At 68.9% G+C, this 26544-nt stretch carries 17 protein-coding genes; 6 read left to right on the top strand and 11 right to left on the bottom strand.

Annotated elements, in window-relative coordinates; genetic code table 11:
- Positions 1-342: 342 nt before the first annotated feature.
- The 6 genes from rho to argS all read right to left on the bottom strand — a co-directional run bounded on the left by rho (position 343) and on the right by argS (position 9027).
- Positions 343-2430, bottom strand: coding sequence for a transcription termination factor Rho (gene rho, locus SK854_RS14525; RefSeq protein WP_319975603.1), 2088 nt, complete (start codon positions 2428-2430; stop codon positions 343-345).
- A gap of 320 nt (positions 2431-2750) precedes the next feature.
- A complete protein-coding gene (thrB, locus tag SK854_RS14520) occupies positions 2751-3605 on the bottom strand; it encodes a homoserine kinase (protein WP_319975602.1) in 855 nt (284 codons plus the stop codon).
- Positions 3602-4654, bottom strand: a complete 1053-nt coding sequence (thrC, locus tag SK854_RS14515) for a threonine synthase (protein ID WP_319975601.1) — start codon at positions 4652-4654, stop codon at positions 3602-3604. Before thrC ends, thrB begins: the two co-directional genes overlap by 4 nt.
- Positions 4651-5967 (bottom strand): homoserine dehydrogenase, encoded by a 1317-nt coding sequence (locus SK854_RS14510; RefSeq protein WP_319975600.1) that lies wholly within the window; start codon positions 5965-5967, stop codon positions 4651-4653. The genes thrC and SK854_RS14510 overlap by 4 nt, the downstream gene beginning before the upstream one ends.
- A gap of 3 nt (positions 5968-5970) precedes the next feature.
- A complete protein-coding gene (gene lysA / locus SK854_RS14505; protein WP_319975599.1) occupies positions 5971-7389 on the bottom strand; it encodes a diaminopimelate decarboxylase in 1419 nt (472 codons plus the stop codon).
- A complete protein-coding gene (argS, locus tag SK854_RS14500; protein WP_319975598.1) occupies positions 7390-9027 on the bottom strand; it encodes an arginine--tRNA ligase in 1638 nt (545 codons plus the stop codon).
- A gap of 169 nt (positions 9028-9196) precedes the next feature.
- Between argS and SK854_RS14495 the strand changes: the two genes are divergently transcribed.
- On the top strand, positions 9197-10021 hold the full coding sequence (locus SK854_RS14495; RefSeq protein WP_319975615.1) for a DUF3105 domain-containing protein: 825 nt from the start codon (positions 9197-9199) through the stop codon (positions 10019-10021).
- Positions 10021-10716 (top strand): DUF305 domain-containing protein, encoded by a 696-nt coding sequence (locus tag SK854_RS14490; protein ID WP_319975597.1) that lies wholly within the window; start codon positions 10021-10023, stop codon positions 10714-10716. The genes SK854_RS14495 and SK854_RS14490 overlap by 1 nt, the downstream gene beginning before the upstream one ends.
- A gap of 60 nt (positions 10717-10776) precedes the next feature.
- On the opposite strand, the gene SK854_RS14485 is transcribed toward SK854_RS14490, so the two are convergent.
- Positions 10777-13638 carry an AfsR/SARP family transcriptional regulator gene (locus SK854_RS14485; RefSeq protein ID WP_319975596.1) on the bottom strand — a complete coding sequence of 954 codons (2862 nt, stop codon included), beginning with the start codon at positions 13636-13638 and terminating at the stop codon, positions 10777-10779.
- A 95-nt stretch (positions 13639-13733) separates the two neighbouring features.
- On the opposite strand from SK854_RS14485, the gene SK854_RS14480 reads away from it, so the two are divergent.
- Entirely contained in the window at positions 13734-14954 is a 1221-nt protein-coding gene (locus tag SK854_RS14480; RefSeq protein WP_319975595.1) for a hypothetical protein, read from the top strand.
- A 76-nt stretch (positions 14955-15030) separates the two neighbouring features.
- Here the strand turns inward: SK854_RS14480 and SK854_RS14475 are convergent, their stop codons facing one another.
- Genes SK854_RS14475 through SK854_RS14465 form a run of 3 tightly spaced genes read right to left on the bottom strand, consistent with a single transcriptional unit; the run spans position 15031 to position 18010 of the window.
- Positions 15031-16458, bottom strand: coding sequence for a glycoside hydrolase family 19 protein (locus SK854_RS14475; protein ID WP_319975594.1), 1428 nt, complete (start codon positions 16456-16458; stop codon positions 15031-15033).
- Positions 16459-16487: 29 nt separating this feature from the next.
- Positions 16488-17831, bottom strand: a complete 1344-nt coding sequence (locus SK854_RS14470) for a hypothetical protein (RefSeq protein WP_319975593.1) — start codon at positions 17829-17831, stop codon at positions 16488-16490.
- A 2-nt stretch (positions 17832-17833) separates the two neighbouring features.
- Positions 17834-18010, bottom strand: a complete 177-nt coding sequence (locus tag SK854_RS14465; RefSeq protein WP_319975592.1) for a hypothetical protein — start codon at positions 18008-18010, stop codon at positions 17834-17836.
- 149 nt (positions 18011-18159) lie between these two features.
- On the opposite strand from SK854_RS14465, the gene SK854_RS14460 reads away from it, so the two are divergent.
- Positions 18160-18702, top strand: coding sequence for a helix-turn-helix transcriptional regulator (locus SK854_RS14460; protein ID WP_319975591.1), 543 nt, complete (start codon positions 18160-18162; stop codon positions 18700-18702).
- Between the two features lie 113 nt (positions 18703-18815).
- A complete protein-coding gene (locus SK854_RS14455) occupies positions 18816-20690 on the top strand; it encodes an acyl-CoA dehydrogenase family protein (RefSeq protein ID WP_319975590.1) in 1875 nt (624 codons plus the stop codon).
- 218 nt (positions 20691-20908) lie between these two features.
- Here the strand turns inward: SK854_RS14455 and SK854_RS14450 are convergent, their stop codons facing one another.
- Positions 20909-22078 (bottom strand): ROK family transcriptional regulator, encoded by a 1170-nt coding sequence (locus SK854_RS14450; RefSeq protein ID WP_319975589.1) that lies wholly within the window; start codon positions 22076-22078, stop codon positions 20909-20911.
- Between the two features lie 151 nt (positions 22079-22229).
- On the opposite strand from SK854_RS14450, the gene SK854_RS14445 reads away from it, so the two are divergent.
- Positions 22230-26459: a GH92 family glycosyl hydrolase gene (locus SK854_RS14445; RefSeq protein ID WP_319975588.1), complete on the top strand. Its 4230-nt coding sequence runs from the start codon at positions 22230-22232 to the stop codon at positions 26457-26459.
- Positions 26460-26544 lie beyond the last annotated feature (85 nt).

Raw genomic sequence — 26544 nt, 5'->3', positions numbered from 1 at the left:
CGCTCTTGGCTCGACTCGTGACGAAGCCACCCCACCAACGCAACCACCAAAGCAACGCCACTCCGCCCAACGCAACAGGCGTGCCATCAACCCGCGCACGGCGTAGACCCCGGCTTTTGATCAGATTGGCGGGGTCTGGGGCGGAGCCCCAGGAATCAACCGCCACACCAGCAAGCAACCCAACCACCTACGGACAACAAACCGCCGCCCGCCAACGAACCAGGGAGACGACCCACCCAACCCACGCGCCAACCCCGGCATTCGAGTGAACCCCAACAAAAAGACCCCCGGTGACCAGCACCGGGGGTCTTTTCACGTGAAACTCACACGCCTACAAACGGGTCAGTCCTGCTCAGACCCAGGCGTCGTCTTAGCGACCTGCATCAAGAACTCGATGTTGGTGCGAGACTTCCGCAGCCGGTCCAGCAGCAGATCGATGGCCTGCTGTCCGTCCAGCGCGTGCAGCACCCGACGCAGCTTGTGCGTGACAGCCATCTCGTCAGGCGACAGCAGCAGCTCTTCCTTGCGCGTACCGGAAGAGTCGACGTCGACAGCCGGGAACGTCCGCTTGTCCGCGATCTTGCGGTCGAGCTTGAGCTCGGCGTTACCCGTGCCCTTGAACTCTTCGAAGATCACCGAGTCGCCGGCGGAACCGGTCTCGACCAGCGCCGTCGCGATGACGGTCAGCGAACCGCCACCCTCGATGTTGCGGGCCGCGCCCAGGAAGCGCTTCGGCGGGTACAGCGCCGTCGAGTCGACACCACCGGACAGGATGCGGCCGGAAGCCGGGGCAGCCAGGTTGTACGCACGGCCCAGACGCGTGATCGAGTCGAGCAGCACGACCACGTCGTGGCCCATCTCGACCAGGCGCTTCGCCCGCTCGATGGCGAGCTCGGAGATGGTCGTGTGGTCCGACGGCGGGCGGTCGAAGGTCGAGGCGATGACCTCGCCCTTCACCGAGCGCTGCATGTCGGTGACCTCTTCCGGACGCTCGTCCACCAGGACGACCATCAGGTGGCACTCGGGGTTGTTCGTCGTGATCGCGTTGGCGATCGACTGCAGCACCGAGGTCTTGCCGGCCTTCGGGGGCGACACGATCAGGGCGCGCTGGCCCTTGCCGATCGGCATCACCAGGTCGATGACACGGGTGGTGAGGATGTGCGGCTCGGTCTCCAGGCGCAGACGCTCGTTCGGGTAGAGCGGCGTCAGCTTGGTGAAGTCCGGGCGGTTGCGCGCCTCTTCCGGGTCCAGGCCGTTGATCTTGTCGACGCGGACCAGCGGGTTGAACTTCTGGCGCTGCTGCTCGCCGTCGCGCGGCTGGCGGACGGCGCCGGTGAGGGCGTCGCCACGGCGCAGGCCGTACTTGCGGACCAGCGACAACGAGACGTAGACGTCGTTCGAGCCCGCGAGGTAGCCCGACGTGCGGACGAACGCGTAGTTCTCCAGCACGTCCAGGATGCCCGCGACCGGGAGCAGGACGTCGTCGTCGCGCACCTCGGTCTCGCGGTCGCCACGACCGCCGCCACCCTGCTCCTCGCCACGGCCACCACGGCGGCGGCGGTCGCGGAAGCGGCCACGGCGGCCACCGTCGTCGTCACCGTCGGGCTGGCCACCACCCTGGCGGTCACCGCCACGGTCACCACGGTCGTTGCGCTCGCCGCGGTCGCGGTTGCGGTCACGGCCGCCGCGCTCGTTGCGGTCGCCGCGGTCCGAACGCTCGCCGCGGTCGGAACGCTCGGAGCGCTCGCCACGGTCCTGACGCTCGCCACGCTCAGCGCGGTCGCCGCGGTCGGAACGCTCAGCGCGGTCCGGACGCTCAGCGCGGTCGCCGCGGTCGGAACGCTCAGCGCGGTCCGGACGCTCAGCGCGCTCGGGGCGCTCCGCACGCTCGGGACGGTCGTTCCGCTCAGGACGCTCGGAACGCTGCTCCTGCTGCGGCTGCTGGTTCTCGCCCTCGGCGTTGCCACCGCCACGGCCGGAACGACGGCGACGGTTTCCACGGCGCCCACCGTCCTCGGACGAGCGAGCGTCGTCGGAAGCGCCAGACTCGGCGGCGGGCTTCTCCGCTACCTCGAGCTGCTGCTGAACAGGCTTTTCAACGACCTTCTCAGCCGCTTTAGCGGGCTTCTCGGCGGGAGCCTCGGCCTTCGCGGCGACCTTGTCGGCCTTCGCGGGCTTCTCGGCTTTCGCCGGGGCGCCGGAGCCTTGCTTCTCCTTGATGGCCGCGATCAGGTCGCCCTTGCGCAGGCCTGCGGTTCCGGTGATGCCCATTTGGCCGGCGAGCTCGCGAAGTTCGGCGAGCACCATGCCGGACAGACCCGCGCGGCGGCGCGGCGTCGTGCCGTTCGATGGGGTGGACAGAGCGTTCTCCTCGGCTCCAGAACCAGCGGCAGCTGCGACTTCGCTGCTCAGCAAATCGGTGTTGGTCACACATGTCCTTCCTGACCAGGCCCCGCCTCCTACGCGGCCCAGCGGACCCGCCTTCCCACTTCAGCGGGGAACGGCGGTCAAGTCCGATGAAGACGGAAGCACGACGGCTTCCCTCAAGCACGGGACTTTTCTCAGATCACACGGCGATCGGGTGCCTCTTTTGCGTTCGCCCCGCCCGCACGGCACAGAGCCGGAACGCAAAAGGATTGCGACTCGGAACGAGTGTCCGAGCGCGACACCGGCGCCCGTGCGCGCGGTGACTGATCGCCCCCGAGAGTAGACGCCGGTCCTCCGCCATGCAACAACCGGGGTCGGGTGTGTCAGTCCAATGGACGAACGCGCACGCCGGCGGCGTCGACGTCGAGTCTCCGCACGTCGAAGCCGTGCACGTCGACCTCGGGAGGAAGATCACCGAAGGCGATCACGGTGGGTCCCGCTCCGCTCACGCAGGCGGGAACTCCGAGCTTGCGAAGATCGTTGATCACCCGAACGGTGTCCGGCCATGCGGGCTCGCGGTAGTTCTGGTGGAGTCGATCCTCAGTCGCCGCAAGGAGAACTGCCGGATCCGACGTCAGCGCGTGCACCGCGAGGGCAGCGCGCCCCGCGGCGTGCGCGGCGTCCGAGTGCGGCACTTCGGCCGGAAGCAGGCCGCGCGTGGTCTTGGTGGACGACTCCTGCGACGGGATGAGGACGAACGGGCGCACGCGTGCGTCGGCGTCCATGCGGACGGCGCGGTAGCGCTCTCCTTCAGACCACGCAACGACAACGCCGCCGAACAAGGAGGCAGCCGCGTTGTCCGCGTGCCCCTCGAACTCGGCGGCGATTTGCAATGCGTCCGTGTCCAACTCGCGACCCAACAGGGTGAATCCGGCTGCGACGCCCGCCACGATCGCGGCCGCCGACGAGCCCAGTCCCCGTGCGTGCGGAATGGTGTTGCGGCACCTCAGTGCCAGTCCACCGGTGTAGCCGGTGGCGCGGACGGCCCGCACGACGAGATGGGTCTCGTCGAGCGGGACGTCGCCGGATCCGGCACCGTCGACCGTGATCGAGAGGCCGTCGACGCCTTCGCCGCCGGCCACCTCCACGTCGTCGTACATGCCGAGCGCCATGCCCAGCGCGTCGAACCCCGAACCGAGGTTCGCGGTCGACGCGGGGACGGAGACGAGGAACTTCACGCCAGCTCCAGCGCGTGCGCGACGGCGCCGGGGTCGACCGGGACCGGCTCGACCTCGGTCGTGCCGAGCAACGCCGTGTCGGGGTCCTTCAGACCGTGGCCGGTGACGGTGCACACAACCGTGGACCCGCGAGGCAGCCTGCCGTCCTCGGCGGTCATCAGCAGACCGGCGATGGACGCGGCCGACGCGGGCTCGACGAAGATGCCCTCGGACGACGCCAGCAGGCGGTACGCGGCCAGGATCTGCTCGTCGGTGACGGCGTCGATCAGGCCACCGGACTCGTCGCGGGCCTTGATCGCCCCCGTCCACGACGCCGGCGAACCGATCCGGATCGCGGTCGCGATGGTCTCCGGGTTCGGCACCGGCTCACCGGACACCAGCGGAGCCGCACCGGCCGCCTGGAACCCGAACATGCGGGGCAGGCCCTGGTCGTAGGACGTGTAGCCCTTCCAGTACGCGGTGATGTTGCCCGCGTTGCCGACCGGCAGGCAGTGCACGTCCGGCGCCTGGCCGAGCACGTCGCAGACCTCCCACGCGGCGGTCTGCTGGCCGACGAGCCGCACCGGGTTGACCGAGTTCACCAGGGTCACCGGGTACTCGGCGGCGGTCTTGGACGCGAGCTCCAGGCAGTCGTCGAAGTTGCCGTCGATCTGCAGGATCTTCGCGCCGTGCATGACGGCCTGCGCGAGCTTGCCCATCGCGATCTTGCCGCTGGGCACGAGCACGGCCGCTGTGAGACCCGCCTTGGCCGCGTAGGCGGCGGCGGAGGCGGACGTGTTGCCGGTGGAGGCGCAGATGACCGCCTTCAGGCCGGAGGCGAGCGCGTACGTCATCGCCACGGTCATACCGCGGTCCTTGAACGAGCCGGTCGGGTTCGCGCCCTCGACCTTGACCCACACGTCGGACCCGGTCGCCTCGGAGAGCCTTCGAGCGTGCACCAGCGGCGTGCCGCCTTCGTGCAGCGTCACGACCTCAGCGCCCTCGGGGATCTCGATGCGGTCCCGGTAGGCGTTGATGAGACCGGGCCAGCCTGCTCTGACAGCGCTCACTCTTCGCCCTCCACCCTCATGACGCTGACGACGTCCCGCACCACGGGGAGGCCACCGATTTTGTCCACAGTGGACCGCAGCGCGGCGTCGGTCGCCGCGTGCGTGACGATCACGAGACTGGCGTCCTCGATGCGGCCTTCCTGGCGCACCGCGGCGATGCTCACGTCGTGCTCGGCGAACACCGCGGCGACCTGGGAGAGGACACCTGGCTTGTCGGCCACGTCGAGGCTGATGTGGTAGCGGGTCGGCGTGTTCCCCATGGGCTGCGCGGTGAGCGCGGCGTAGGCGGACTCGCGCGGGCCGTGCCCGCTCGCGACCATGTTGCGCGCCACGGCGACCAGGTCGCCGACGACCGCGCTCGCCGTGGGGGCGCCACCTGCACCCTGCCCGTAGAACATCATCTCCCCCGCCGCGTCTGCCTCGACGAACACCGCGTTGAACGCGCCGTTGACGCTCGCCAGCGGATGCGTCCTGGGGATCATCGCCGGGTGCACTCGAACGGCGACTGATTCCTGACCGGACGGACTGGTGACGCGCTCGCAGATCGCCAGCAGCTTCACCGTGCGGCCGAGGCCCTTGGCGGCCGCGATGTCCGCCGCCGACACCGCGCGGATGCCCTCGCGGTAGACGTCCGAAGCCGTCACACGGGTGTGGAACGCAAGGGACGCAAGGATCGCGGCCTTCGACGCGGCGTCGAACCCGTCGACGTCCGCGGTCGGGTCGGCCTCGGCGTAACCGAGACGCGAGGCCTCTTCGAGCGTCTCGTTGTAGCCCGCGCCGGTGGCGTCCATCGCGGACAGGATGAAGTTCGTCGTGCCGTTCACGATGCCCATGACACGCGTGATCCGGTCTCCCGCAAGGGATTCCCGCAACGGGCGCAGCAACGGGATCGCGCCGGCGACGGCGGCCTCGAAGTAGAGGTCCGCGCCGGACGCGTCGGCCGCCTCGAACAGGTCCGGGCCGTGCTCGGCCAGCAGCGCCTTGTTCGCCGTGACGACGGACTTGCCGTTGCGCAGCGCCTCCAGCAGAAGGCCGCGCGTCGGGTCGATGCCGCCGATGACCTCGACGATGACGTCCACGTCGTCCGACTTCACCAGCGCCGCGGCATCCGTGGTGAGCAGGTGCTCAGGCACCTCACGGTGCTTGTTCGGCCTGCGCACGGCGATGCCCGCGAGCTCAACCGGCGCGCCGATGCGCTGGGTGAGGTCCTCGGCCTGGTCCGTCAGCAGCCGGACTACCTCCGTGCCCACCGTGCCGCAACCGAGCAACGCGACACGAATAGGTTTCACGGGGCCCGCCTCTTTGACTGACACTGCCTACACCTCCAGACGGAACAGGTCGTCCTCGGTCTCGCGACGCAGCAGCAGCCGCGCCTCTCCGTCGGTCACCGCGGCGAGCGCGGGCCGTGGAAGTCGGTTGTACCCGCTCGCCATCGAGTAGCAGTAGGCCCCTGTGGCCGCGATCGCAACCAGGTCTCCCGGCGCGAGGTCGTCGGGCAGCCAGCAGTCGCGCACCACGATGTCACCGGACTCGCAGTGCTTGCCGACGACGCGGCACAGCACGGCCCGCGATTCGGGCTCGGCGGCACGGGAGACGAGCTTGCAGTCGTAGACCGCGTCGTACAGAGCAGTGCGGATGTTGTCGCTCATGCCGCCGTCGACGCTGACGTACCGGCGCCGCGCGCCACCGTCCAGCTCGATGTCCTTGATCGTCCCGACCTCGTACACGGTGACCGTGCCGGGGCCGACGATCGCGCGGCCGGGCTCGACCGCGATGCGAGGCATGCTCAAGCCGTTGTGCTCGCACTCCTTCTGCACGATGTTGTGCAGCTGCCGCGCGAGCTCGGCGGGCGGGGGCGGGTCGTCGTCCGGCGTGTAGGCGATGCCGAGTCCGCCGCCGAGGTCGACGACGTTCAACGTCGGGATGTCCCCGTGCTCCTTGCGGATCTCGGCGAGCAGGCCGATCACGCGGCGCGCGGCGACCTCGAAGCCCGACGCGTCGAAGATCTGCGAGCCGATGTGGCTGTGCAGGCCGACGAGTTCGAGGCCACCGGCCTTCAGCACGCGCCGCACCGCCTCGGCCGCGTCGCCGGAGGACAGCGAGAAGCCGAACTTCTGGTCCTCGTGCGCGGTCGCGATGAACTCGTGCGTGTGGGCCTCGACGCCGACCGTCACGCGGATCAGCACCTTCTGCACCACCCCGCGGTCGCGCGCGATCTGGTCGAGGCGCGCGATCTCGTGGTACGAGTCGAGCACGATCCCGCCGACGCCGGCCTCGACGGCCGCGATCAGTTCGGGAACGCTCTTGTTGTTGCCGTGCAACGCGATGCGCTCGGCCGGGAAGTTCGCACGCAGAGCGATGGCGAGCTCGCCGCCGCTGCAGACGTCGATGGAGAGGCCTTCTTCGGCCACCCACTTCGCGACCTGCACGCTCAGGAACGCCTTCGAGGCGTAGTGCACGAGCGTCGGGTCGCCGAACGCCTCGGCGTGCTCGCGGCAACGCGCGCGGAAGTCCTGTTCGTCCATGACGAACAACGGGGTGCCGTACTGCTCTGCCAGCCCGCGCACGTCCACGCCCGCCAGCTCCACGACGCCGGAAGCGTTGCGGGAGGCGTTGCGCGGCCACACGGTCGGGTGCAGGTAGTCGAGCTGGTCGGCGGTCGAGGGGCGGTCTCCGGCGGTGGTGCCGGATGCCATGACGTCGGCGTGCCGAGGTCCAGCGGGATGTGCTCGCATTTACATTCGCTCCGGTGCGGTGACGCCGAGCAGGCCGAGGCCCGCTCCGAAAACATGCCTGGTGGCGGCGCAGAGCGTGAGCCTCGCCCGGTGCAACGGAGTGGTCTCCTCGTCGCCCTGGGGAAGCACGCGCACGCCGTTCCTGCGGTCGTAGAAGCGGTGGAAGGACCCGGCGAGTTCTTCGAGGTACCTCGCCACCCGGTGGGGTTCGCGCAGCTCGGCCGCGGTCGCCACCACCCTGGGGAACTCACCGATGGTGCGGATCAGGTCGCCCTCGCGCTCGTGCACCAGCAGCGAGAGGTCGTCTCCCTGCGTGACACCGAGGTCGGCGGCGTTGCGCAGCACTCCCGAGATGCGGGCGTGCGCGTACTGGACGTAGTAGACCGGGTTCTCGCTGTCGTGCTTGCGCAGCAGGTCGAGGTCGATGTCGAGGCTGGAGTCGACGGACGAGCGGATCATGGCGTAGCGCGCCGCGTCCACGCCGACCGCGTCGACCAGGTCCTCCATCGTGATGACGGTGCCGGCGCGTTTGCTCATCCGGACGGGCTGGCCGTCGCTGACGAGGTTCACCATCTGGCCGATCAGCACCTCGACGCTGTCCGGGTCGTCGCCCAGGGCGGCCGCCGCGGCCTTGAGGCGCGCGATGTAGCCGTGGTGGTCCGCGCCGAGCATGTAGATGCACAGGTCGAAGCCACGCCCGCGCTTGTCGACGAGGTACGCGATGTCGCCCGCGATGTAGGCCGGGTCGCCGTCGCTCTTGATGACGACGCGGTCCTTGTCGTCACCGAAGTCCGTGGACCGCAGCCACCAGGCGCCGTCCTTCTCGTACAGCGAGCCGTTCGCCTTCAGCTTCGCGATCGCCTCGTCCACGCGGCCGCTCTGGTGCAGCGAGTCCTCGTGGAAGTAGACGTCGAAGTCGGTGCGGAAGTCGTGCAGGCTGCTCTTGATCTCCTCGAACATGAGCCCGACGCCGACCCCGCGCACCGTCTCGGGGTCGCTGAGCGCACCCGGTTCGCGGCGCAGGACCTCGGCGGCGATGTCGCTCACGTACGTGCCCGCGTAGCCGTCCTCGGGGGCCGGCTCGCCCTTGGCGGCGGCGATCAGCGACCGAACGAACCTGTCGATCTGCGCGCCGGCGTCGTTGAAGTAGTACTCGCGGACGACCTCGGCGCCACGGGCCCGCAGGATCTCGCCGAGCGCGCTGCCGACTGCCGCCCAGCGCGCGCCACCGAGGTGGATGGGGCCGGTGGGGTTCGCGGAGACGAACTCCAGGTTGATCCGCTTGTTCGCCAGCTCGGAGCCCGTGCCGTAGAAGTCCTCCAGCGCCGCGCGAACGATCGCTCCCTGGGCCTCGGTGGCGATCGTGAGGTTCAGGAAACCGGGACCGGCGACGTCGGCCTTCGCGATGGCGGGCTGGGCCAGCAGGGCCTCGGCCAGCCACGTCGCGAACTCGCGCGGCTGCACGCCGGCCTGCTTGGCGAGTTGCAGCGCGATGTTCGTGGCGTAGTCGCCGTGCTCGGGGTTCCTGGGTCGCTCGACCGTCATCTGCTCCGGGAGAGCGGAGGCGTCCAGACGTCGGTCGGCCAGCAACTGGGCAACCGTGGTCCGGACCAGATCGGCGAGCGCTTCAGGGGTCACGCTGGAACAGTTTAGAGAAGCGTTGTCGCAGGTCTCGACCGGGTTACCGGGTCTCGGAGGGTGAGACGGCAAGTGTTAACGCGGACGTGGTATCGCCCTGCGCTGACAGTGATCAGACACGATGTCCCTACACTGGCGCCGGTTGACCAGGACGACATCTGAGGCGGACATGACCAGCGGCAAGAAGACGAAGGCCACACGCAACAGCGTGGCCGCAGCCCGTTCCTCGGTGGTGGCGAGCAAGCCGAAGCCGTGGGGCACGATCATCGCGGTCATCGCGGTGCTGGGCCTCGCGGGCGGTGTTTTCGGGTATGCGTACTCGCAGATCCACGCGAACAACGTCAAAGAGGCCGCCCTGGCCAAGTGGAAGCCCTCGGACACGAACAAGGATCCGTCGACCGCGCTCGCGGGCATCGTGATCAAGGACTACAAGGGCTCCCGGCACGTCGAGCCGACCCAGCGCGTCGCCTACGACCAGACGCCTGCCTTCGGCGGCCCGCACGACGCCACGTGGGCCGACTGCACCGGTGTCGTCTACGACAAGGCCATCCGCACCGAGAACATCGTCCACGGCCTGGAGCACGGCGCGGTCTGGATCGCGTACAACCCGGACCAGGTCAAGGACGACGCGCTCAACAAGCTCAAGGTCAAGGTCGAGGGCATCCCGTACATGGCGCTCTCGCCGTTCCCGGGCCTCGACAAGCCGGTCTCGCTGCAGTCCTGGGGCCACCAGCTGAAGCTGGACACCGTCGAGGACGAGCGCGTCGACCAGTTCATCTCGTCGCTGCTGCGCAACCCGAACACCTACCCCGAGGTCGGCGCGTCCTGCGAGAACCCGCAGTTCCTGTCGAACCCGGCCCCGTTCGTGGCCGAGAAGCCGGGCGCCGACGCCGTGCCGATGGACGGCGGCAAGGACGACTCCAAGACCGAGGCCCAGCCGAACGCCAGCACGCCGCCCGCGTCGGGCTCCGTCTCGACGCCGCCGTCGAGCTGATGTCCGCTCCTGACGAGACCGAGGTGTCCGACCGCCCCTCAGGGGTGGCTCGGACCCTCGTCATCGGCGCCGCGGTCCTCGCCGTGCTCCTGCTGGGCGCGGCGGTGGGCCTGCTCGTGAAACTCCCCGGCTCGTCCTCGTCCGGCGCGGTTCCGGCCTCCGGCTCCGTGGACGTCGGTTTCTGCCAGGACATGTCCGTGCACCACCTGCAGGGCATCCAGATGGCGAACATCGCCAGGGACCGCTCGACCGAACCGGACATCCGCCAGCTCGCGTTCGACATCTCCTCCACCCAGCTCGAACAGGTGGGGCGGATGAAGGGCTGGCTGATGATGTGGAACGAGCACGAGCAGAACATCTCCGGCGTCTACATGAAGTGGATGGACGCCGCGGGCGTGCACGGCCACGGCGCGACCACGCCGGAAGCGGGCAAGCCGCTGATGCCCGGCATGGCCACGACCGAGGAACTGACCAAGCTGCGCACGATGCCGGCCGGACGCGACTTCGACGTCTACTGGCTGCAGCTCATGCTCCGCCACCACGTGGGCGGGGCACCGATGGCCGAGTACGCCTCGACCGCCGCCGGTCAGCCGTTCGTGAGGACGCTGTCCGACAACATGCTGAAGTCGCAGTCCGCCGAGACCGAGCTGATGAAGGACTACCTGGCGAAGCGCGGAGCCGCACCGCTGCCGTAACCAGGTGTCACTTGTCGCTGTGCGAGGGCCGTCCGTTCGTCGGGCGGCCCTTTCGCTTGGTCAGGCCACGCCCATCGCGCGGTAGTGCGCGGCGGCCTCGTCCGTGCGTCCCAGGCCCTGCAGAGCGTGCGCGAGCTCGATCCGGTACTCGATCCGGGTGGCGAGCTCCAGCGCGTTCTCGAACGCGGACGACGCGGGCACGCCGAGATCACCGCGCACCCGGCCGAGAACGTTCCACGCGCTCGCGAGGTGATCGACCAGCACGCCCTTGCGCAGGTCGTCGACGACCTCGGTGGCCACCGCCAGCGCCCGTTCGAGGTGCCCGGCCCGCCGATGTCCTTCCGCGAGCTTGATCCGGCCCCGCACCACGTAGTCGGTGTTGCCGACCTCCCCCGCGAGCTCCAGACCCTCGTAGAGATGACGCAACGCCGACTCGTGGTCGCCCTGCCTGCTCAGGGTCGCGCCGAGCCCGGACAGCACGGACGCCTCCTCGCTGCGTTCGGAGATCTCCCTGCTGCGCACCAGGGCCTTGCTCAGGTACGCCCAGGCGGCGTCGAGGTCCCCGGCCGCGAGCGCGATCCGGCCCAGGTTGCCGACGCAGATGGCGACCAGCCGGTAGTCGGTGCTGTTGGACCGCAGCTCCACAGCCCGGGCGTTGCAGTCGCGGGCGGCGGCGAACTCGCCGAGCCGCTGGTGCAGCAGGCCCAGGATCGCGAGGGCGTACCCCTCGTTCACCTCGTCGCCGAGCGAGCGCGCCAGTTCCAGGTTCGCCGTCGCGTGCCGCGCACCCAGCCGATAACGGCAGGCCATGTAGTACGACAGCGCGAGGTGCGACAGGCTCAGCGCCTCCTCGCGCGGGTCACCCAGCCTGCGCACGGCGGCCAGGCCCGCCTCCTGCGTCACGATCAGGTCGTCGATGCGGTGCGAGATGATCATGTAATGCCCGGTGTTGCGGGGCAGGTCGCGCACCAGGCGTTCGACACCGCGGCGTTCGGCGTGCGCGACGGCCGCCACCAGGTTCGGGTGTTCCGTCGCGAACCACGCGGAGGCCGCGGGCAGGTCGGCCACGACGGGCAGGGACGACGGCGGGTGCGCGAGCTCCGGTTCAACCTGGCGACGACCGGGTTGCAGCACGTTCGTCGCGCGGTGCGCGACGGCCAGGTAGTAGTCGAGGACGCGGACGTCCGCGTCTTCCCTCGGACCGTCGAGCCCCAGGGCGTGCTCGCGCAACAGGTCGTGGAACCGGAAGCGGTCGCGCACCTGCTGTTCGAGGAGGTGGTGGTCGAGCAGGTCCTCCAGCGCGTCCTCGGCGCGCGGGCGCGGCAGACCGGTCAACGCGGCGGCGGCGTGCGCGTCGAAGTCCACACCGGGGTGCAGGCCGAGCAGCCGGAACACGCGGCGCAGCGCGGGTTCCAGGTGCTCGTAGGACAGCGTGAACGCGGCGGCGACGCCCCGGTCGTCCACCGCGAGCTCCGATAATCGTTGCTGCTCCACGCGAAGCCGTTCGACCAGGTCCGCGACCGTCCATCGTGGACGATGCCGCAACCGGGCCCCGGCCACCCTGACCGCCAGCGGCAGGTAGCCGCACAGGGACACCAGCTCAGCCGCACCCGGCCCGCGATCCTCGCCGACCACGCGCAGGAACAGCTCTTCTGCTTCCTGCGCGGGGAGAACGTCCAGCGACAGCGGCACCGCACCGTCCAGATTGGGCAGCCGGCGACGGCTCGTCACGATCACCGCGCAGCCGGGCGAGCCCGGGACGAGCGGACGGACCTGTGCCGCGTCCGACGCGTTGTCCAGCACGACCAGCGCGCGGCGCCCGGCCATCGCGGTGCGCCACGTGGCGACGCGGTCGTCCAGCCCGGCCGGGATCTCCGTGCCGGGCAGGCCCAGCGACCGCAGCAGCACGCCCAGCGCGGCCTCGGCGGTCACGGGCTGCCGGTCCGGGGTGTATCCGTGCAGGTCGACGAACAACCGGCCGCCGGGGAAGCGGGACGCGAGCGCGTGTCCGGCGCGCACGGCGAACGCGGTCTTGCCCACGCCCGCCATGCCGTCGACGGAGATCACGCCACCTCGTCCGGCGACGAGTTCGATCAGGCGCTCCAACTCGTGCGCGCGACCGGTGAAGTCGGGGACGTCGAACGGCAGCGAGTCCGGCGCGCGCACCGGCTCGACCGGCGCGACGGGAACGTCCGCGGGAGCGGGGTTCAGCGCCGGGTCCGCGCGCAGGACGCGTTCGTAGAGCGCGCGCAGGTCGTCGCCGGGATCCACGCCGAGGTCGTCGGCGAGCAGGCGCCGGCACTCGTCGAAGCGGCGCAGCGACTCGGCCTGTCGCCCGCTGCGGTGCAGCGCGAGCATCAGCAGGCCGACCAGCTTCTCCTGGTACGGGTGTTCGGCGCACAGCACGGTGAGGTCGCCGATCACCTCGCGGTGCCTGCCCAGCCGGAGCTCGTGCTCGACCCACTCCTCGACGACGCCGAGCCGTTCCTGCGTGAGCCCGTCCCGCAGCCGGTCCAGCACGAACGAGCCCGCGGCACCGTCGAACGGCGTGCCGCGCCACAACGCCAGCGCCTTGAACAGCCCGGACGCGGGGTCAGCCGACCCGCGGGCGTCCGCGACGAGCTTGCGGAACAGGTGCAGGTCGACCTCGGCGTCGAGCGAGTAGCCCGGTGAGCGGCGGACGATCTCCAGTCCGGCGGGCTTGAGCGCCTTGCGCAGGCGCGACACGTAGCCGTGGACGACGCCACGCCAGTCCCCCGGCGGTTCCTCGCCCCAGACCGCCTCGGCCAGCCGGTCGACGGACACGCCCTGCCCCGCGTTGAGGGCCAGAACGGCGAGCACGCACCGCTGCTGCGGCGCACCGGCGGCGAGGCGCTCGCCGTCGTGCCAGATCTCGACCGACCCCAGGATTCCGATCTCCATGACGGTCACGACCATAGTCGTACAGGTTTCATGCAGGGTGGGCGTTTAGCGTTCTCGCCGTACCGACCACAGCACATCTCAACTGGGGGAACACCATGTCCCGACGACTGGGCGCCCTGCTCGCCGCAGCCGTTCTGCCGGTCGCGCTCACGGCCGCGCCCACCACCGCGCTGGCCGCCGACAGCGGTCCCGAAGTGTGCGCCTACCACGCCGACCAGGCGGGCTTCACCGGTGACGCGCTGGTCCAGGCGATCGCCGTCGGCATGACCGAGTCCCACTGCCGCCCGGACGCCACGCACAGAAACGAGAACGGCCAGCTCGACCAGGGTCTCTTCCAGCACGGCGTGGCCAGCGGTGCGATCAACTCCTGCTACATGACGCCCGCCTGCAACGCGCAGGAGACGCAGAAGGCCTACAAGGCCCAGGGCGACTCCTGGCTGCCGAAGTGGAAGGCCTCCTACGGCACCACCCGCTACCAGGACTGGCTGCCCGTGGCGCGGGCCGCCGCCGAGCCGTACCTGGAGCCGCGCGTCGGCCGGGTCGGCGTGCTGGCCGGGACCACGCTGCACGTGAAGGAAGGCTCGCTGCAGGAGCACTGGGTGCCCCAGCGCGGGGACGTGGTGAAGTTCGAGATCGACGGCAACCGCATCGGCGTGCTCACCACCGGCGGCGACGTGATCGTCAAGGAGGGCACGCTCTACGCGGACTGGGTACCGCAGCTGGGCGGTGCCCGCGACTTCCACCTGGCCGGCAACCGGATCGGTGTCCTGCGCACGAACGGCACGCTCGCGGTCAAGGAAGGCGATCTCCACGCCGGCTGGTCCGAGCAGACCAGCGGCGTCACGGACTTCGACCTCACGCCGTCCCGCATCGGTGTGGTGTTCGGCAACGGCAGCGCGACGGTCAAGGACGGCGGCCTGTCGGCGGGCTGGGTCGACCAGCTCGGCGGGACGCGGGACATCGAGCTGGCGGGCAACCGCATCGGCCTGCTGCGGACGAACGGCACGCTCGCGGTGAAGGACGGCACGCTCTGGGCGGACTGGACCGAGCAGACCGGTGACGTCGCGGACTTCGACATCACGCCCACCCGCGTCGGCGTGGTGCTCACCGACGGCCTGCTGCGGGTCAAGGACGGCAACCTGTTCGCGGACTGGGTCGACCAGCTGCGCGACGCCGCCGAGGTGGAACTGTCCGGCAACCGCGTCGGGGTGCGGCAGACGCACGGGGCGTTCCAGGTCAAGGAGGGCACGCTCTGGGCGTCCTGGACGAACCAGTCGCCCTCCGTCTCACAGGGAGATGTGACGCACCGCAGGTAGTTCCGGCCAAGGCTGAGGCCACCTCACCGCCCTGGGGGACGGTGAGGTGGCCTCTTTCAGTTGCGGGGCAGGGGTGTCAGTGGCGGTAGCAGGTGATCGCACCCTCCGCGACCGGCAGCGAGCCGCCGTTGAAGTAGCGCAGCGCGGACTTGAAGTCGGTGCACCGCTCGGCGTCCTCGGCGGAGCTCGCCGCGTAGCCGACGTAGCGGGAGATCAGGCCCATGTCGTAGTGGTCGGCGGCGTTGTTCGAGTCGGACCGGGCGACCGTCCAGTACCAGCGGGCGATGGAGGCGCTGTACTGCAGGCTCGCGGCGGCCTCCGGGTTGCCGAGCAGGTCGACACCGAGGTGGGCGCCGGCGCCGCGGTAGTTCGCCTCGGAGGTGAGCTGCATGTAGCCGCGGCCCTTGTAGGTGGCCGAGACACCGCCCTCCACCGCGTTGTAGCGGAAGCCGCTCTCGTTGCGCAGCGTCGCGAGGAACGCCGCCTTGCGCGCCGGGGTGGTGATGCCGCCGCGGATCATCTCGGCGTTCAGCGACTCCAGGCCCTGCTGGACGGTGGCCTCGTTCGAGATGGCGCCGTAGATGTTGCGCAGGTCCTGCAGCGTGACGACCTGGCCGGGAGCGCTCGCCGGTGCCGTCAGGTCGGCCTGGCTGACCGGGCTCGCCTGCTCGGTCCAGGAGGCGTAGAGCGAGCCCTCCTTCACCGCGAACGAGTTGTCGGCCCGCAGCACGCCCAGCCGGTCGCCCGCCAGTTCGATCGCCTTGGCGCCGCCCAGCTGGTTGACCCAGCCCGCGTAGAGGTTGCCCTCCTTGACGGTCGCGGTGCCGTTGCCGGACACCACGCCGATGCGGGTCGGCGTCATCTCGAAGTCCGCGACGTCACCGGTCTGCTCGGTCCAGCTCTCGTACAGCGTGCCGTCCTTCACGGCGAGGGTGTTGTCGCCCCGCAGCACACCGATCCGGCCACCGGCGAGCTCGATGTCCTTGGCACCGGAGAGCTGGTTCACCCAGGACGAGTAGAGGTCACCCTCCTTGACGCTCGCGAGGCCGCCGGTGAACACGACACCGACGCGGTTCGGGGTGAGGTCGAAGTCCTTGACGTCGCCGGTCTGCTCGGTCCAGCCCGCGTACAGATCGCCGTCCTTCACGGCCAGCGAGTTGTCGTTGCGCAGCACGCCGATCCTGTTGCCGGCCAGGTGGAAGTCCTTGGCACCGCCGAGCTGGGTGGTCCACGGGGCGTACAGATCACCGTCCTTGACGAGCACCTCCCCTCCCGTGGTGAGGACGCCGACTCTGCTGCCGTCGATCTCGAACTTGGCGACGTTGCCGATCTGCGGCACCCAGGAGGTGAACAGGTTCCCCTCCTTGATGTTCAGGGTGCCGTTGATCAGGACACCGATCCTGGGTCCGGCCTCGGCGGCCTGGGCCGCGGTGGCGCCGACGCCTGCCAGCAGGGTGGTGGCGATGGCCGTTCCGACGAGCGCGGCCGCGATCTTCCTACTCATTTTCCTGGTCCTTTTCGGGGAGGGGTTTGTCAGCGGTGGGTGAGGTCGGCCTGCGTGACGGGGCTCGCCTGCTCGGTCCAGGAGGAGTAGAGGGTTCCTTCCTTGACCGCGAACGTGTTGTCGGCCCGCAGGACGCCGATTCGGTCGCCGGACAGTTCGACGTCCTTGGCGCCTCCGAGCTGGTTGACCCAGCCCGCGTACAGGTCGCCTTCCTTGACGCTCGCGGTGCCGTTTCCGAAAACGACGCCGATGCGGTTGCCCGTCATTTCGAAGTTCGCGACGTCACCGGTCTGCTCGGTCCAGGCGGCGTAGAGGGTGCCGTCCTTCACGACCAGCGAGTTGTCGCCCCGCAGCACGCCGATCCGGCCGCCGGCGAGCTCGATGTCCTTGGCGCCGGAGAGCTGGTTGACCCAGCCCGCGTACAGGTCGCCTTCTTTGACGCTCGCGAGGCCGTCGGTGAACACGACGCCGAGGCGGTTAGGGGTGAGGTCGAAGTCCTTGACGTTGCTCGTCTGCTCGGTCCAGCCCGCGTAGAGCGTGCCGTCCTTCACCGCGAGCGAGTTGTCGTTGCGCAACACGCCGATCCGGTCACCGGCGAGGTGGAAGTCCTTGGCACCGCCCACCTGAGAGACCCACGGCGCGTAGAGGTCGCCGTCCTTGACCAGCACCTCGCCGCCGGTGGTGAGCACGCCGATGCGGTCGCCGTCGATCTCGAACTTCGCGACGTTGCCGATCTGCGGCACCCACGCGGAGAAGAGGTTGCCCTCCTTGATGTTCAGCGTGCCGTTGACGACGGTGCCGATCCGGCCGACCTGAGGTGCGGCCTGCGTCCACCACGACGTCTGCTTGTGCGCCCCCGACCAGCTGAAGCTGATGTGGATGTGGTCGCGGTGGGGGCTGTCACCGGAGTAGGGCTGCCAGCCCGCGTTCGGCCGGTAGGACTCCCAGATCTTGTTGTCCCAGATGATGTACATGACGCCGAGCCGGCGGGCCATGGCGTGCGTGTTGCCGTGCTGGTCAGGGGCGAGCACCCAGTTCAGGAAGTCGTCGGCCTTGGCGCGGTCGGCGGCGTCGAAGTAGTTGAAGTGGTAGTCGAGCGCCCGTCCCTCGTGGTGCTCGCTGACGCTGCCGTCGCAGTTGCGGCTGATGCCCGCGGTGTGCGTGCCGTAGGTGGAGTTGAGCAGGTCGCGCACCCCGATCGGACCGGCCTTGGCGCTGGCCTCGCACGTCGACTGGCCGTCGTACGGCGAGTAGGGGTCGATCTGGGCTCCGAAGCTCGGCGTGGCCGGAGCAGCCTCGGCGGCCCCGATCGGCAGGAGGGCGAGCGAGATGCTGGCGACGACGGCGGCGAGCACCGGCTTGATTCCGCGCATGACTATTCTCCCAAGATTTCCGTTGCAATCGATTCGGCTTGCTCCCTTGTCGCGGCACGCACCATCGCCACGACCTGGGAACCTTTTTCGTCGACGCGAATCCGAGGATTCAAAAGCTGTGACCGCTCGATCGCGGCCGAATTGATTTGGTTCTTCAGATTTCGTTCGATCAGGAACATCGTGGGGTGAACTTTGCCGGGCGAATGCGGTGCGGGACAAGGGTTTCCGCACGTCCGGAAACGCCGTGGCCGGATCAGGACAAAGGCGTGCAGGTGCCGTGCAGGTCGCCTGCAGGTTTTGTCCCGGGCGGCCTCATAGCCTTTTCGGCATGGACGACGTGCAGGAATTGCTGATGCGAGCACAGGCCCGGATCGACCTGTGCATGTCGGGTGGCGCGGACGAACTGGTGGACGTCCGTCTGCTGCCCCGCGGGACGCCGGTGCGCGCCCTGTACCCGGACGACGTGGACCGCGCCTCGGTGCCCGCATTCCTGCGGGGGCACGACCAGGTGCGCACCTACTCGGGGCTGCCGTCCGGACTGGTGTTGTGCGACTCGGCCGTCGCGGTGGTGCCGGGCACGTCTCCGGTGACCATCACGTCACCGGAGACCGTCGCGTTGCTGGCGGCGTGGTTCGACCACCTGTGGGCGAGCGCGATGGCCGCGGACGTTCCCGCCCAGAACGGACTGAGCGAGCAGGAACGGACCGTGCTGCGTCTGCTCGCCGCCGGCGCCACGGACGACGCGGCGGCGGCACGGCTGGGCACCTCGGCGCGGTCGGTGCGGCGGGTCATGGCCGGCGTGATGGGGCGACTGGGGGCGCGGAGCAGGTTCCAGGCGGGACAACTCGCTGCTCGACGCGGCTGGCTGTAGCGCGCGAGGCCGCCCCGAAAGGGCGGCCTTCCGTTACCTGGTTTCACCCCGTGAGCAGGTGGACATCCGCCTACCCCCGAGTAACGTGGGTCACACCTACTGGGAGGTAACCCATGACCGTCGACGAGCGCGCGGCCAGGCAGGTCGCCGAACAAGCACGGGAAACCCGCTGGCAGCGACCGAGTTTCGGCAAGGAGCTCTTCCTCGGTCACTTCCGCATCGACCTCATCCACCCGCATCCGAGCGGCACCGCCGAAGACCGCGCACGCGGCGAGGCGTTCCTGGAGAAACTCCGGAAGTTCACCGAGTCCCACATCGACAACACCGTCATCGAACGCGACGCCCAGATCCCCGACGAAGTCCTGAAGGGCCTCAAGGACCTCGGCGCGTTCGGCATGAAGATCAAGCCCGAGTACGGCGGCATCGGCCTGACCCAGGTCTACTACAACAAGGCCCTGATGCTCGTCGGCTCTGCCAGCCCCGCGATCGGCGCCATGCTGTCCGCGCACCAGTCCATCGGCGTCCCTCAGCCCGTCGCGATGTTCGGCAGCCCGGAGCAGAAGCAGGAGTTCCTGCCGCGGTGCGCCAAGGGCGAGATCACCGCGTTCCTGCTCACCGAACCGGACGTCGGCTCCGACCCGGCCAGGCTCGGCACCATCGCGAAGCCGGACGGCGACGACTACGTCCTCGACGGCGTGAAGCTGTGGACCACCAACGGAGTCGTGGCGGACCTTCTGGTCGTCATGGCCCAGGTGCCGGACAAGGGCATCACGGCGTTCGTCGTGGAAGCCGACGCCGAGGGCATCACCGTCGAGAACCGCAACGCGTTCATGGGCCTGCGCGGCCTGGAGAACGGCGTGACGAGGTTCCACAACGTCCGGGTGCCCAAGAAGAACGTCATCGGCAAGGAGGGCGCCGGCCTCAAGATCGCGCTGGCCACCCTGAACACCGGCCGGCTGAGCCTCCCCGCCCTCTGCGCGGGAAGCGCCAAGTGGTGCCTCAAGATCGCCCGCGAGTGGTCGGGGTCGCGCATCCAGTGGGGCCTGCCGGTCGGCAAGCACGAGGCCGTCGCGGGCAAGATCGCCTACATCGCCGCGACGGCGTACGCGCTGGAAGCCGTGCTGGACCTCAGTTCCGAGCTCGCGGACGCCGGCAAGCACGACATCCGCATCGAGGCCGCCCTCGCGAAGCTCTACGCGTCCGAGAAGGCCTGGCTGGTGGCCGACGAACTGGTCCAGATCCGCGGCGGCCGCGGCTACGAGACGGCGGAGAGCCAGGCGGCGCGCGGAGAACGCGGCATCGCGGCGGAGCAGGTCCTGCGGGACCTCCGCATCAACCGCATCTTCGAGGGCTCGACCGAGATCATGCACCTGCTGATCGCGCGCGAGGCCGTGGACGCGCATCTCAGCGTCGCCGGCGACATCATCGACCCGGACGCCGACCGCAACGCGAAGATGAAGGCGGCGGCCAAGGCAGGCGGGTTCTACGCCAAGTGGCTGCCCACTCTCGTCGTCGGCAAGGGCCAGACCCCGGCCGGCTACACGGAGTTCGGGCCGCTCGCCAAGCACCTGCGGTTCGTCGAACGGTCGGCGCGCAAGCTGGCGCGGCAGACGTTCTACGCGATGTCGCGGTGGCAGGGGAAGATGGAGCGCAAGCAGCGGTTCCTGAGCCGGATCGTGGACATCGGGGCCGAACTGTTCGCGATCAGCGCCGCGTGCGTGCGGGCCGCGCAGGACGAGAACCCCAATGCGCAGGCGCTCGCGGACGCGTTCGCCAAGCAGGCGCGGATCCGGGTCGACGAGCTGTTCGAGAAGCTCTGGAAGAACACCGACGACAGCGATCAGGTGCTGGCCAGGCAGGTCCTCGACGGCAACTACACGTGGCTGGAGGACGGCGTGATCGACGCGTCCATCCCGGGGGCGTGGATCGCGGACTCCACCCACCACGAGTCGACGACGGCGAACGTCCACCGGCCGACACCTCGTTAGCCGTTGCTGCACTGGGCAGGCTGATGGTGGTGCGGGCGCGGCACCTGCCCAGTGCACGGCCGGTAGGGGGCTACGTCCCCCGCATCCCCCTACCGACTCCCCTTGCAACGGAAGGACACAACCCTCCAGGTGGAGGTGCCGGTAACGCTAAGCCACACAACGCCGTTAACAGTTACGACAATTGAGTGAATCACCAGGTGAGAGCCACTCAACTACTCTCAGAGAGTAACTTCAAAGACCAATTCACGTGCCGCCTCCAGGCCCATCGCGAGGGCTCCGGATAGCACCGCGCCGTCGCCCAGCAAGCCCGCCACGATCGGGGGCGCCAGCGGTGTCATCGTGCGCAGCGTCGCCTCCAGCGGAGCGAGCAGCAGGTCGACGTTCGACCCGACGCCACCGCCCAGCACGACCAGTTCCGGATCGATCACCGCGGCCACGGCGGCGACGAGGAACGCGAGCCGTTCCGCTTCCAGCCGCACGATCTCCAACGCCTGTTCGTCGCCTTTGCGCGCGAGGCCGAACACTTCACGGGCCGAACGCGCCGTCAGCCCGCGTTCCCGCGCCAGCTCCACAACGGATCCCGCCGAGGCCGCGTCCTCGAACTGTCCACGACGGACGTCCGAAGCGGACTCCCCGTACGGCAGGAAACCGACCTCGCCTGCCGCCCCGTGCGCGCCGCGGAACAGCACTCCGTTCACGACGATGCCCATGCCGACACCGGTGCCGACCGTCGCACACACGAACACGCGAGCGTCCTTGGCCGCCCCGTAGACGTGCTCCCCCAACGCGGCCAGGTTCGCGTCGTTCTCCACGACCATCACCGGCCCGAGCGCCGATTCCAGTCCGTCCAGCACACCGAGCGACTCCCAGCCCGGCAGCTGCGGCGCGTGCCGCACGACCCGCGAGCGTTGGTCGATCACGCTGGGGCTGCCGATCACCTTCACCACGACGTCCGTGAGAGCGATCCCAGCGTCCGCCACCGTGCGCTCGGCCAGGTCGGTCACGGTGCGCACCAGGGCGGCGGCCGATCGGCTGCGGTTGCGCACGTCCACGCGGGCCACCACAGACCCGCCCAGATCGGCCAGCGCCGCCCGGATCCGTTCACGGCCGATGTCGACGCCCAGCACGTACCCGGCGGAGGGATTCGGCTCGTAGACCACCGCGGAGCGGCCAGGACCGGTGGTCGTGCGGCCGGTCGGGCGCACGAGGGCGTGGCGTTCGAGATCGACCAGCGCCTGCCCGACGGTGGGCTTGGACAGCCCGGTGTCCTTGGCTATCTGAGGGCGGGTGGCCGCACCCAGACGGCGCAGCCGGTCGAGCACGGCGCGTTGGTTGAGCACGCGCATGCCCGCTGGTGTACCCACCTCTGGCGGCTTGCGGTCGCTCACCGGCCGATTCTAGATCTTGATCCACTCGCGTCGCGCGCAACTGTTGAGGAGACAGGTTGCGCGACAATTCCTGTCCGCTCCCTTGACAACGATGTCACGTGCCGAAACGCTCCCACCCAAAAGGGGCAAGCTGGGCGGCGGAAGGGTTGCAATGAGGCAACTGGGGAAGAGACGAACCAGAACTCTGTTGAGCGTTGCGATCACTGCGACACTGGTGTGTGGCGTCACCAACGGCTACGCGGCCGCCGCACCAGAGGAGCCAGGAGTGGGTTTTTCGTCGTCCTTTGAGGACGGTCAGCCACAACCGTCGTGGTCGAACACGGTCGAGACCGACGCGTCGGGCAAGCCGAAGTCGGCGGGCGTGATCGGTTCGAGCGGCACCGGGCTGCCCGGCAACGTCGCCGACAAAGCGACCTTGGCGGTCAACGGCGAGAACTCCGGCTCGGGTGAGGGCAAGGACGAGCTCGTCGACGGCACCACCAGTACCAAGTGGCTGGTCTTCGCCAGGACCGGCTGGGTGACTTTCGACTTCGGGTCGAGCCCCCAGACGATCAAGAAGTACTCGCTCGCCTCGGCGAACGACGCACCGGAGCGCGACCCGAAGGACTGGACGCTGCAGGGCTCGGCCGACGGCACGAACTGGACCGTCCTCGACACCCGCGCCGGCGAGAACTTCACCGACCGGTTCCAGACCAAGGTCTACGACATCGCCTCCCCGGCGTCGTACCGGCACTACAAGCTCGACATCACGGCGAACCACGGCGCGGACATCGTGCAGCTCGCCGAGGTCGAGCTGTCCGACGGCACCTCGACGCCCCCGGCACCGAACATGCGCAGCGTCGTCGGCAACGGCCCCACTGGCGGCTACACGGCCAAGTCGCGGGTCGGCTGGACGGGCGTGAAGGCGTTCCGCGCCCAGGGCAAGCACACGACCGAGGGCCGGGCGTACAGCTACAACAAGGTCTTCGACGTCAACGTCCCGGTCAACGCCAAGACCGAGCTGTCGTACATGATCTTCCCGGACTTCATCACCGACAACCTGAACTACCCGAGCACGTACTCGTCGGTCGACCTCGCGTTCTCCGACGGCACGTACCTGAGCGACCTCAAGGCGGTCGACCAGCACGGCGCGACGCTGTCGCCGCAGGGCCAGGGCACGGGCAAGTTCCTGTACGCCAACCAGTGGAACAAGGTGGCGTCCACGATCGGCGCCGTCGCGGCCGGCAAGACGATCAAGCGGATCCTGGTCGCCTACGACGGTCCGAAGGGCCCGACGGAGTTCGGCGCCTGGTACGACGACATCCGCATCGGCGACGTCGTCACCAAGCAGTACGCGAAGCCTTCCGACTACGTGCTGACCACGCGTGGCACCAACTCGAACGGCTCGTTCTCGCGGGGCAACAACTTCCCGGCGACCGCGGTGCCGCACGGCTTCAACTTCTGGACCCCGATGACCAACGCGGGTTCGCAGAGCTGGCTGTACGAGTACGCGCAGCGCAACAACGCGCAGAACCTGCCGACGCTGCAGGCGTTCACGACGTCCCACGAGCCCAGCCCGTGGATGGGTGACCGCCAGACGTTCCAGGTCATGCCGTCGGACAAGGCGCCGACGCAGGACCGGGCCCTGCGGGCGCTGCCGTTCCGGCACGACAACGAGGTCGCGAAGGCGCACTACTACGGCGTGACCTTCGAGAACGGCATGAAGACCGAGATCGCGCCGACCGACCACGCGGCGGTCTTCCGGTTCACGTTCGCCGACACGGGCCAGAAGAACCTCGTGTTCGACAACGTGAACAACCTCGGTGGTGTCACCCTCGACGCCGCTTCCGGTGTCGTCACGGGCTACTCGGACGTCAAGAGCGGCCTCTCCACCGGCGCGACCCGCCTGTTCGTCTACGGCAAGGTCGACAAGGCGGTCACGGCGAGCGGCCGGCTGACCGGCGCGGGCCGCGACAACGTGGGTGGCTACTTCTCGTTCGGCGACAAGACCGTCGAACTGCGGATCGCCACCTCGCTGATCTCCGTCGACCAGGCGAAGTCCAACCTCGAACAAGAGGTCAGCGGTTCGGACACGTTCGACTCGGTGCGCGACCGCGCGCAGGCCGCGTGGGACAAGATCCTCGGCATCATCTCGGTCGAGGGCGCGTCCGAAGAGCAGCTGATCACGATGTACTCCAACATGTACCGGCTCTACCTCTACCCGAACTCGGGCTTCGAGAACGTCGGCGGCAAGATCAAGTACGCGTCCCCGGTGGCGCCCGCGACCGGTCCGAGCACGCCCACGCAGACGGGCGCGAAGATCGTCGACGGCAAGGTCTACGTCAACAACGGGTTCTGGGACACCTATCGCACGACCTGGCCCGCCTACTCGCTGTTCACCCCGTCCCAGGCGGGTGAGATGGCCGAGGGCTTCGTCCAGCAGTACAAGGACGGCGGCTGGATCTCGCGCTGGTCCTCCCCCGGTTACGCGGACCTGATGACCGGCACGAGCTCCGACGTGGCGTTCGCCGACGCGTACCTCAAGGGCGTGTCGAACTTCGACATCAAGGCCGCCTACGACGCCGCGGTGAAGAACGCGTCCGTCGTTCCGCCGAGCAACAACGTCGGCCGCAAGGGCATGGACAAGTCGATCTTCCTCGGCTACACCGGCAACGATCAGCTGGACGAGGCGTGGTCGTGGGCGATCGAGGGCTACGTCAACGACTTCGGCATCGCGTCGATGGCGAAGGCACTGCACGAGAAGACAGGCGAGAAGCGGTACGCGGAGGAGTACGAGTACTTCCTCAACCGCGCCCAGAACTACGTGCTGACGTTCGACAAGCGGATCGACTTCTTCCAGAACCGCAACGTCGACGGCTCCTGGCGGGTCGAGGACCCGGCGAAGTACAACCCGCAGGACTGGCGCTACGACTACACCGAGACGAACGGCTGGAACATGGCGTTCACGGTGCCGCACGACGGGCAGGGTCTCGCGAACCTGTACGGCGGACGGGACAAGCTGGCGCAGAAGCTCGACTCGTTCTTCACCCTGCCGGAGACCGCGAAGTTCCCCGGCGGCTACGGCGGCGTGATCCACGAGATGATCGAGGCGCGCGACGTGCGGATGGGCCAGTACGGCCACTCCAACCAGCCGTCGCACCACATCGCGTACATGTACAACTACGCGGGCAAGCCCTCCAGCACCCAGGAGAAGGTGCGCGAGATCCTGTCGCGCCTGTACGTGGGCTCGCAGCAGGGCCAGGGCTACGCCGGTGACGAGGACAACGGCGAGATGTCGGCGTGGTACCTGTTCTCGTCGCTGGGCTTCTACCCGTTGCAGATGGGCAAGCCGGCCTACGCGATCGGTTCGCCGCTGTTCACCAAGGCGACCGTCAAGCTGGAGAACGGCAAGAAGCTCGTCATCAACGCGCCGAAGAACAACGCGAAGAACATCTACGTGCAGGGCGTGAAGGTCAACGGCAAGGCGTGGAACAAGACGTCGCTGCCGCACGACGTGCTCTCGGCCGGCGCCACGATCGACTTCGACATGGGCCCGAAGCCTTCTGCCTGGGGCACCGGCGTCAACGACGTGCCGGACTCGATCACCACCGGTGACGCGGTTCCGACGCCGTTGCGCGACGTGGCCTCGGGCGTTTCGGTCGGCGCTTTGGTGGACAACACCTCCTCGACCTCCGCGGTGGTTCGCTCGTTCGACTTCAAGGCCGCGGACGTGAAGGAGAAGGCGGAGTTCTACACGTTGACCAACGCCAAGACGGGCACGTCGCCGTCGGCCTGGGAGCTGAAGGGCTCCTACGACGGCAAGACGTGGTCGACGGTCGACAAGCGTTCCGGCGAGAACTTCCAGTGGCAGCAGTACACGCGCTCGTTCAAGATCGCCTCACCGGGCCGGTACAACTTCTACCGGCTGGAGTTCTCCGGCGACGTGGCCCTGGCCGAGTTCGAGCTGATGTCGAAGCCGCTGCCGGCGGCCACCACCACGGTGACCGGCACCGTCAACGGTCCGCTGCAGGTCAAGGGCGTGACCTATGTGGACGGTGCGACGGTGAACGGCCCGGTGACGGTGCAGAAGGGCGCGACGCTCTACGTCTTCGGCGGAGAGATCAAGGGCCCGCTGTCGGCGGCGGACGCGGCCTCCGTGGTGCTCGTGGGCACTCGCGTGGGCGGTCCGGTGTCGGTGCACGGTTCGTCGACGGAGGTCGCGGTCGAGAACTCGACGGTCGGTGGCCCTGTGTCACTGACCTCGAACAAGACCAGGTCAGTGGTGGCGGCCACCTCGGTCGGCGGGCCGTTGTCCTGCACGGGCAACACCCCCGTCCCGTCGAACAACGGCTTCGCGAACGACGTGAAGGGGCCGAAGGCAGGACAGTGCGCTGGGCTGTAACGCGTAACTGACCTTCGTTCTACCGAGAAAGGCCGCGTTCCGTCACGGAACGCGGCCTTTCCCGTTCACCTGAAAGGATCTATCC

The organism is Lentzea sokolovensis (assembly GCF_033949975.1).
Lineage (GTDB): Bacteria > Actinomycetota > Actinomycetes > Mycobacteriales > Pseudonocardiaceae > Lentzea > Lentzea sokolovensis.
Note: the sequence above shows the minus strand (reverse complement) of the source record. Positions and strands in the feature narration are given on the sequence as shown.

What these genes read in the sequence shown, in the direction of transcription:
- SK854_RS14445 (WP_319975588.1), top strand. Translation starts at nt 22,230, where the DNA reads ATGAGGCAACTGGGGAAGAGACGAACCAGAACTCTGTTGAGCGTTGCG.
- lysA (WP_319975599.1), bottom strand. Translation starts at nt 7,389, where the DNA reads ATGCGAGCACATCCCGCTGGACCTCGGCACGCCGACGTCATGGCATCC.
- SK854_RS14475 (WP_319975594.1), bottom strand. Translation starts at nt 16,458, where the DNA reads ATGAGTAGGAAGATCGCGGCCGCGCTCGTCGGAACGGCCATCGCCACC.
- SK854_RS14480 (WP_319975595.1), top strand. Translation starts at nt 13,734, where the DNA reads ATGTCCCGACGACTGGGCGCCCTGCTCGCCGCAGCCGTTCTGCCGGTC.
- SK854_RS14465 (WP_319975592.1), bottom strand. Translation starts at nt 18,010, where the DNA reads ATGTTCCTGATCGAACGAAATCTGAAGAACCAAATCAATTCGGCCGCG.
- SK854_RS14495 (WP_319975615.1), top strand. Translation starts at nt 9,197, where the DNA reads ATGACCAGCGGCAAGAAGACGAAGGCCACACGCAACAGCGTGGCCGCA.
- SK854_RS14485 (WP_319975596.1), bottom strand. Translation starts at nt 13,638, where the DNA reads ATGGAGATCGGAATCCTGGGGTCGGTCGAGATCTGGCACGACGGCGAG.
- SK854_RS14460 (WP_319975591.1), top strand. Translation starts at nt 18,160, where the DNA reads ATGGACGACGTGCAGGAATTGCTGATGCGAGCACAGGCCCGGATCGAC.
- SK854_RS14470 (WP_319975593.1), bottom strand. Translation starts at nt 17,831, where the DNA reads ATGCGCGGAATCAAGCCGGTGCTCGCCGCCGTCGTCGCCAGCATCTCG.
- SK854_RS14490 (WP_319975597.1), top strand. Translation starts at nt 10,021, where the DNA reads ATGTCCGCTCCTGACGAGACCGAGGTGTCCGACCGCCCCTCAGGGGTG.
- SK854_RS14455 (WP_319975590.1), top strand. Translation starts at nt 18,816, where the DNA reads ATGACCGTCGACGAGCGCGCGGCCAGGCAGGTCGCCGAACAAGCACGG.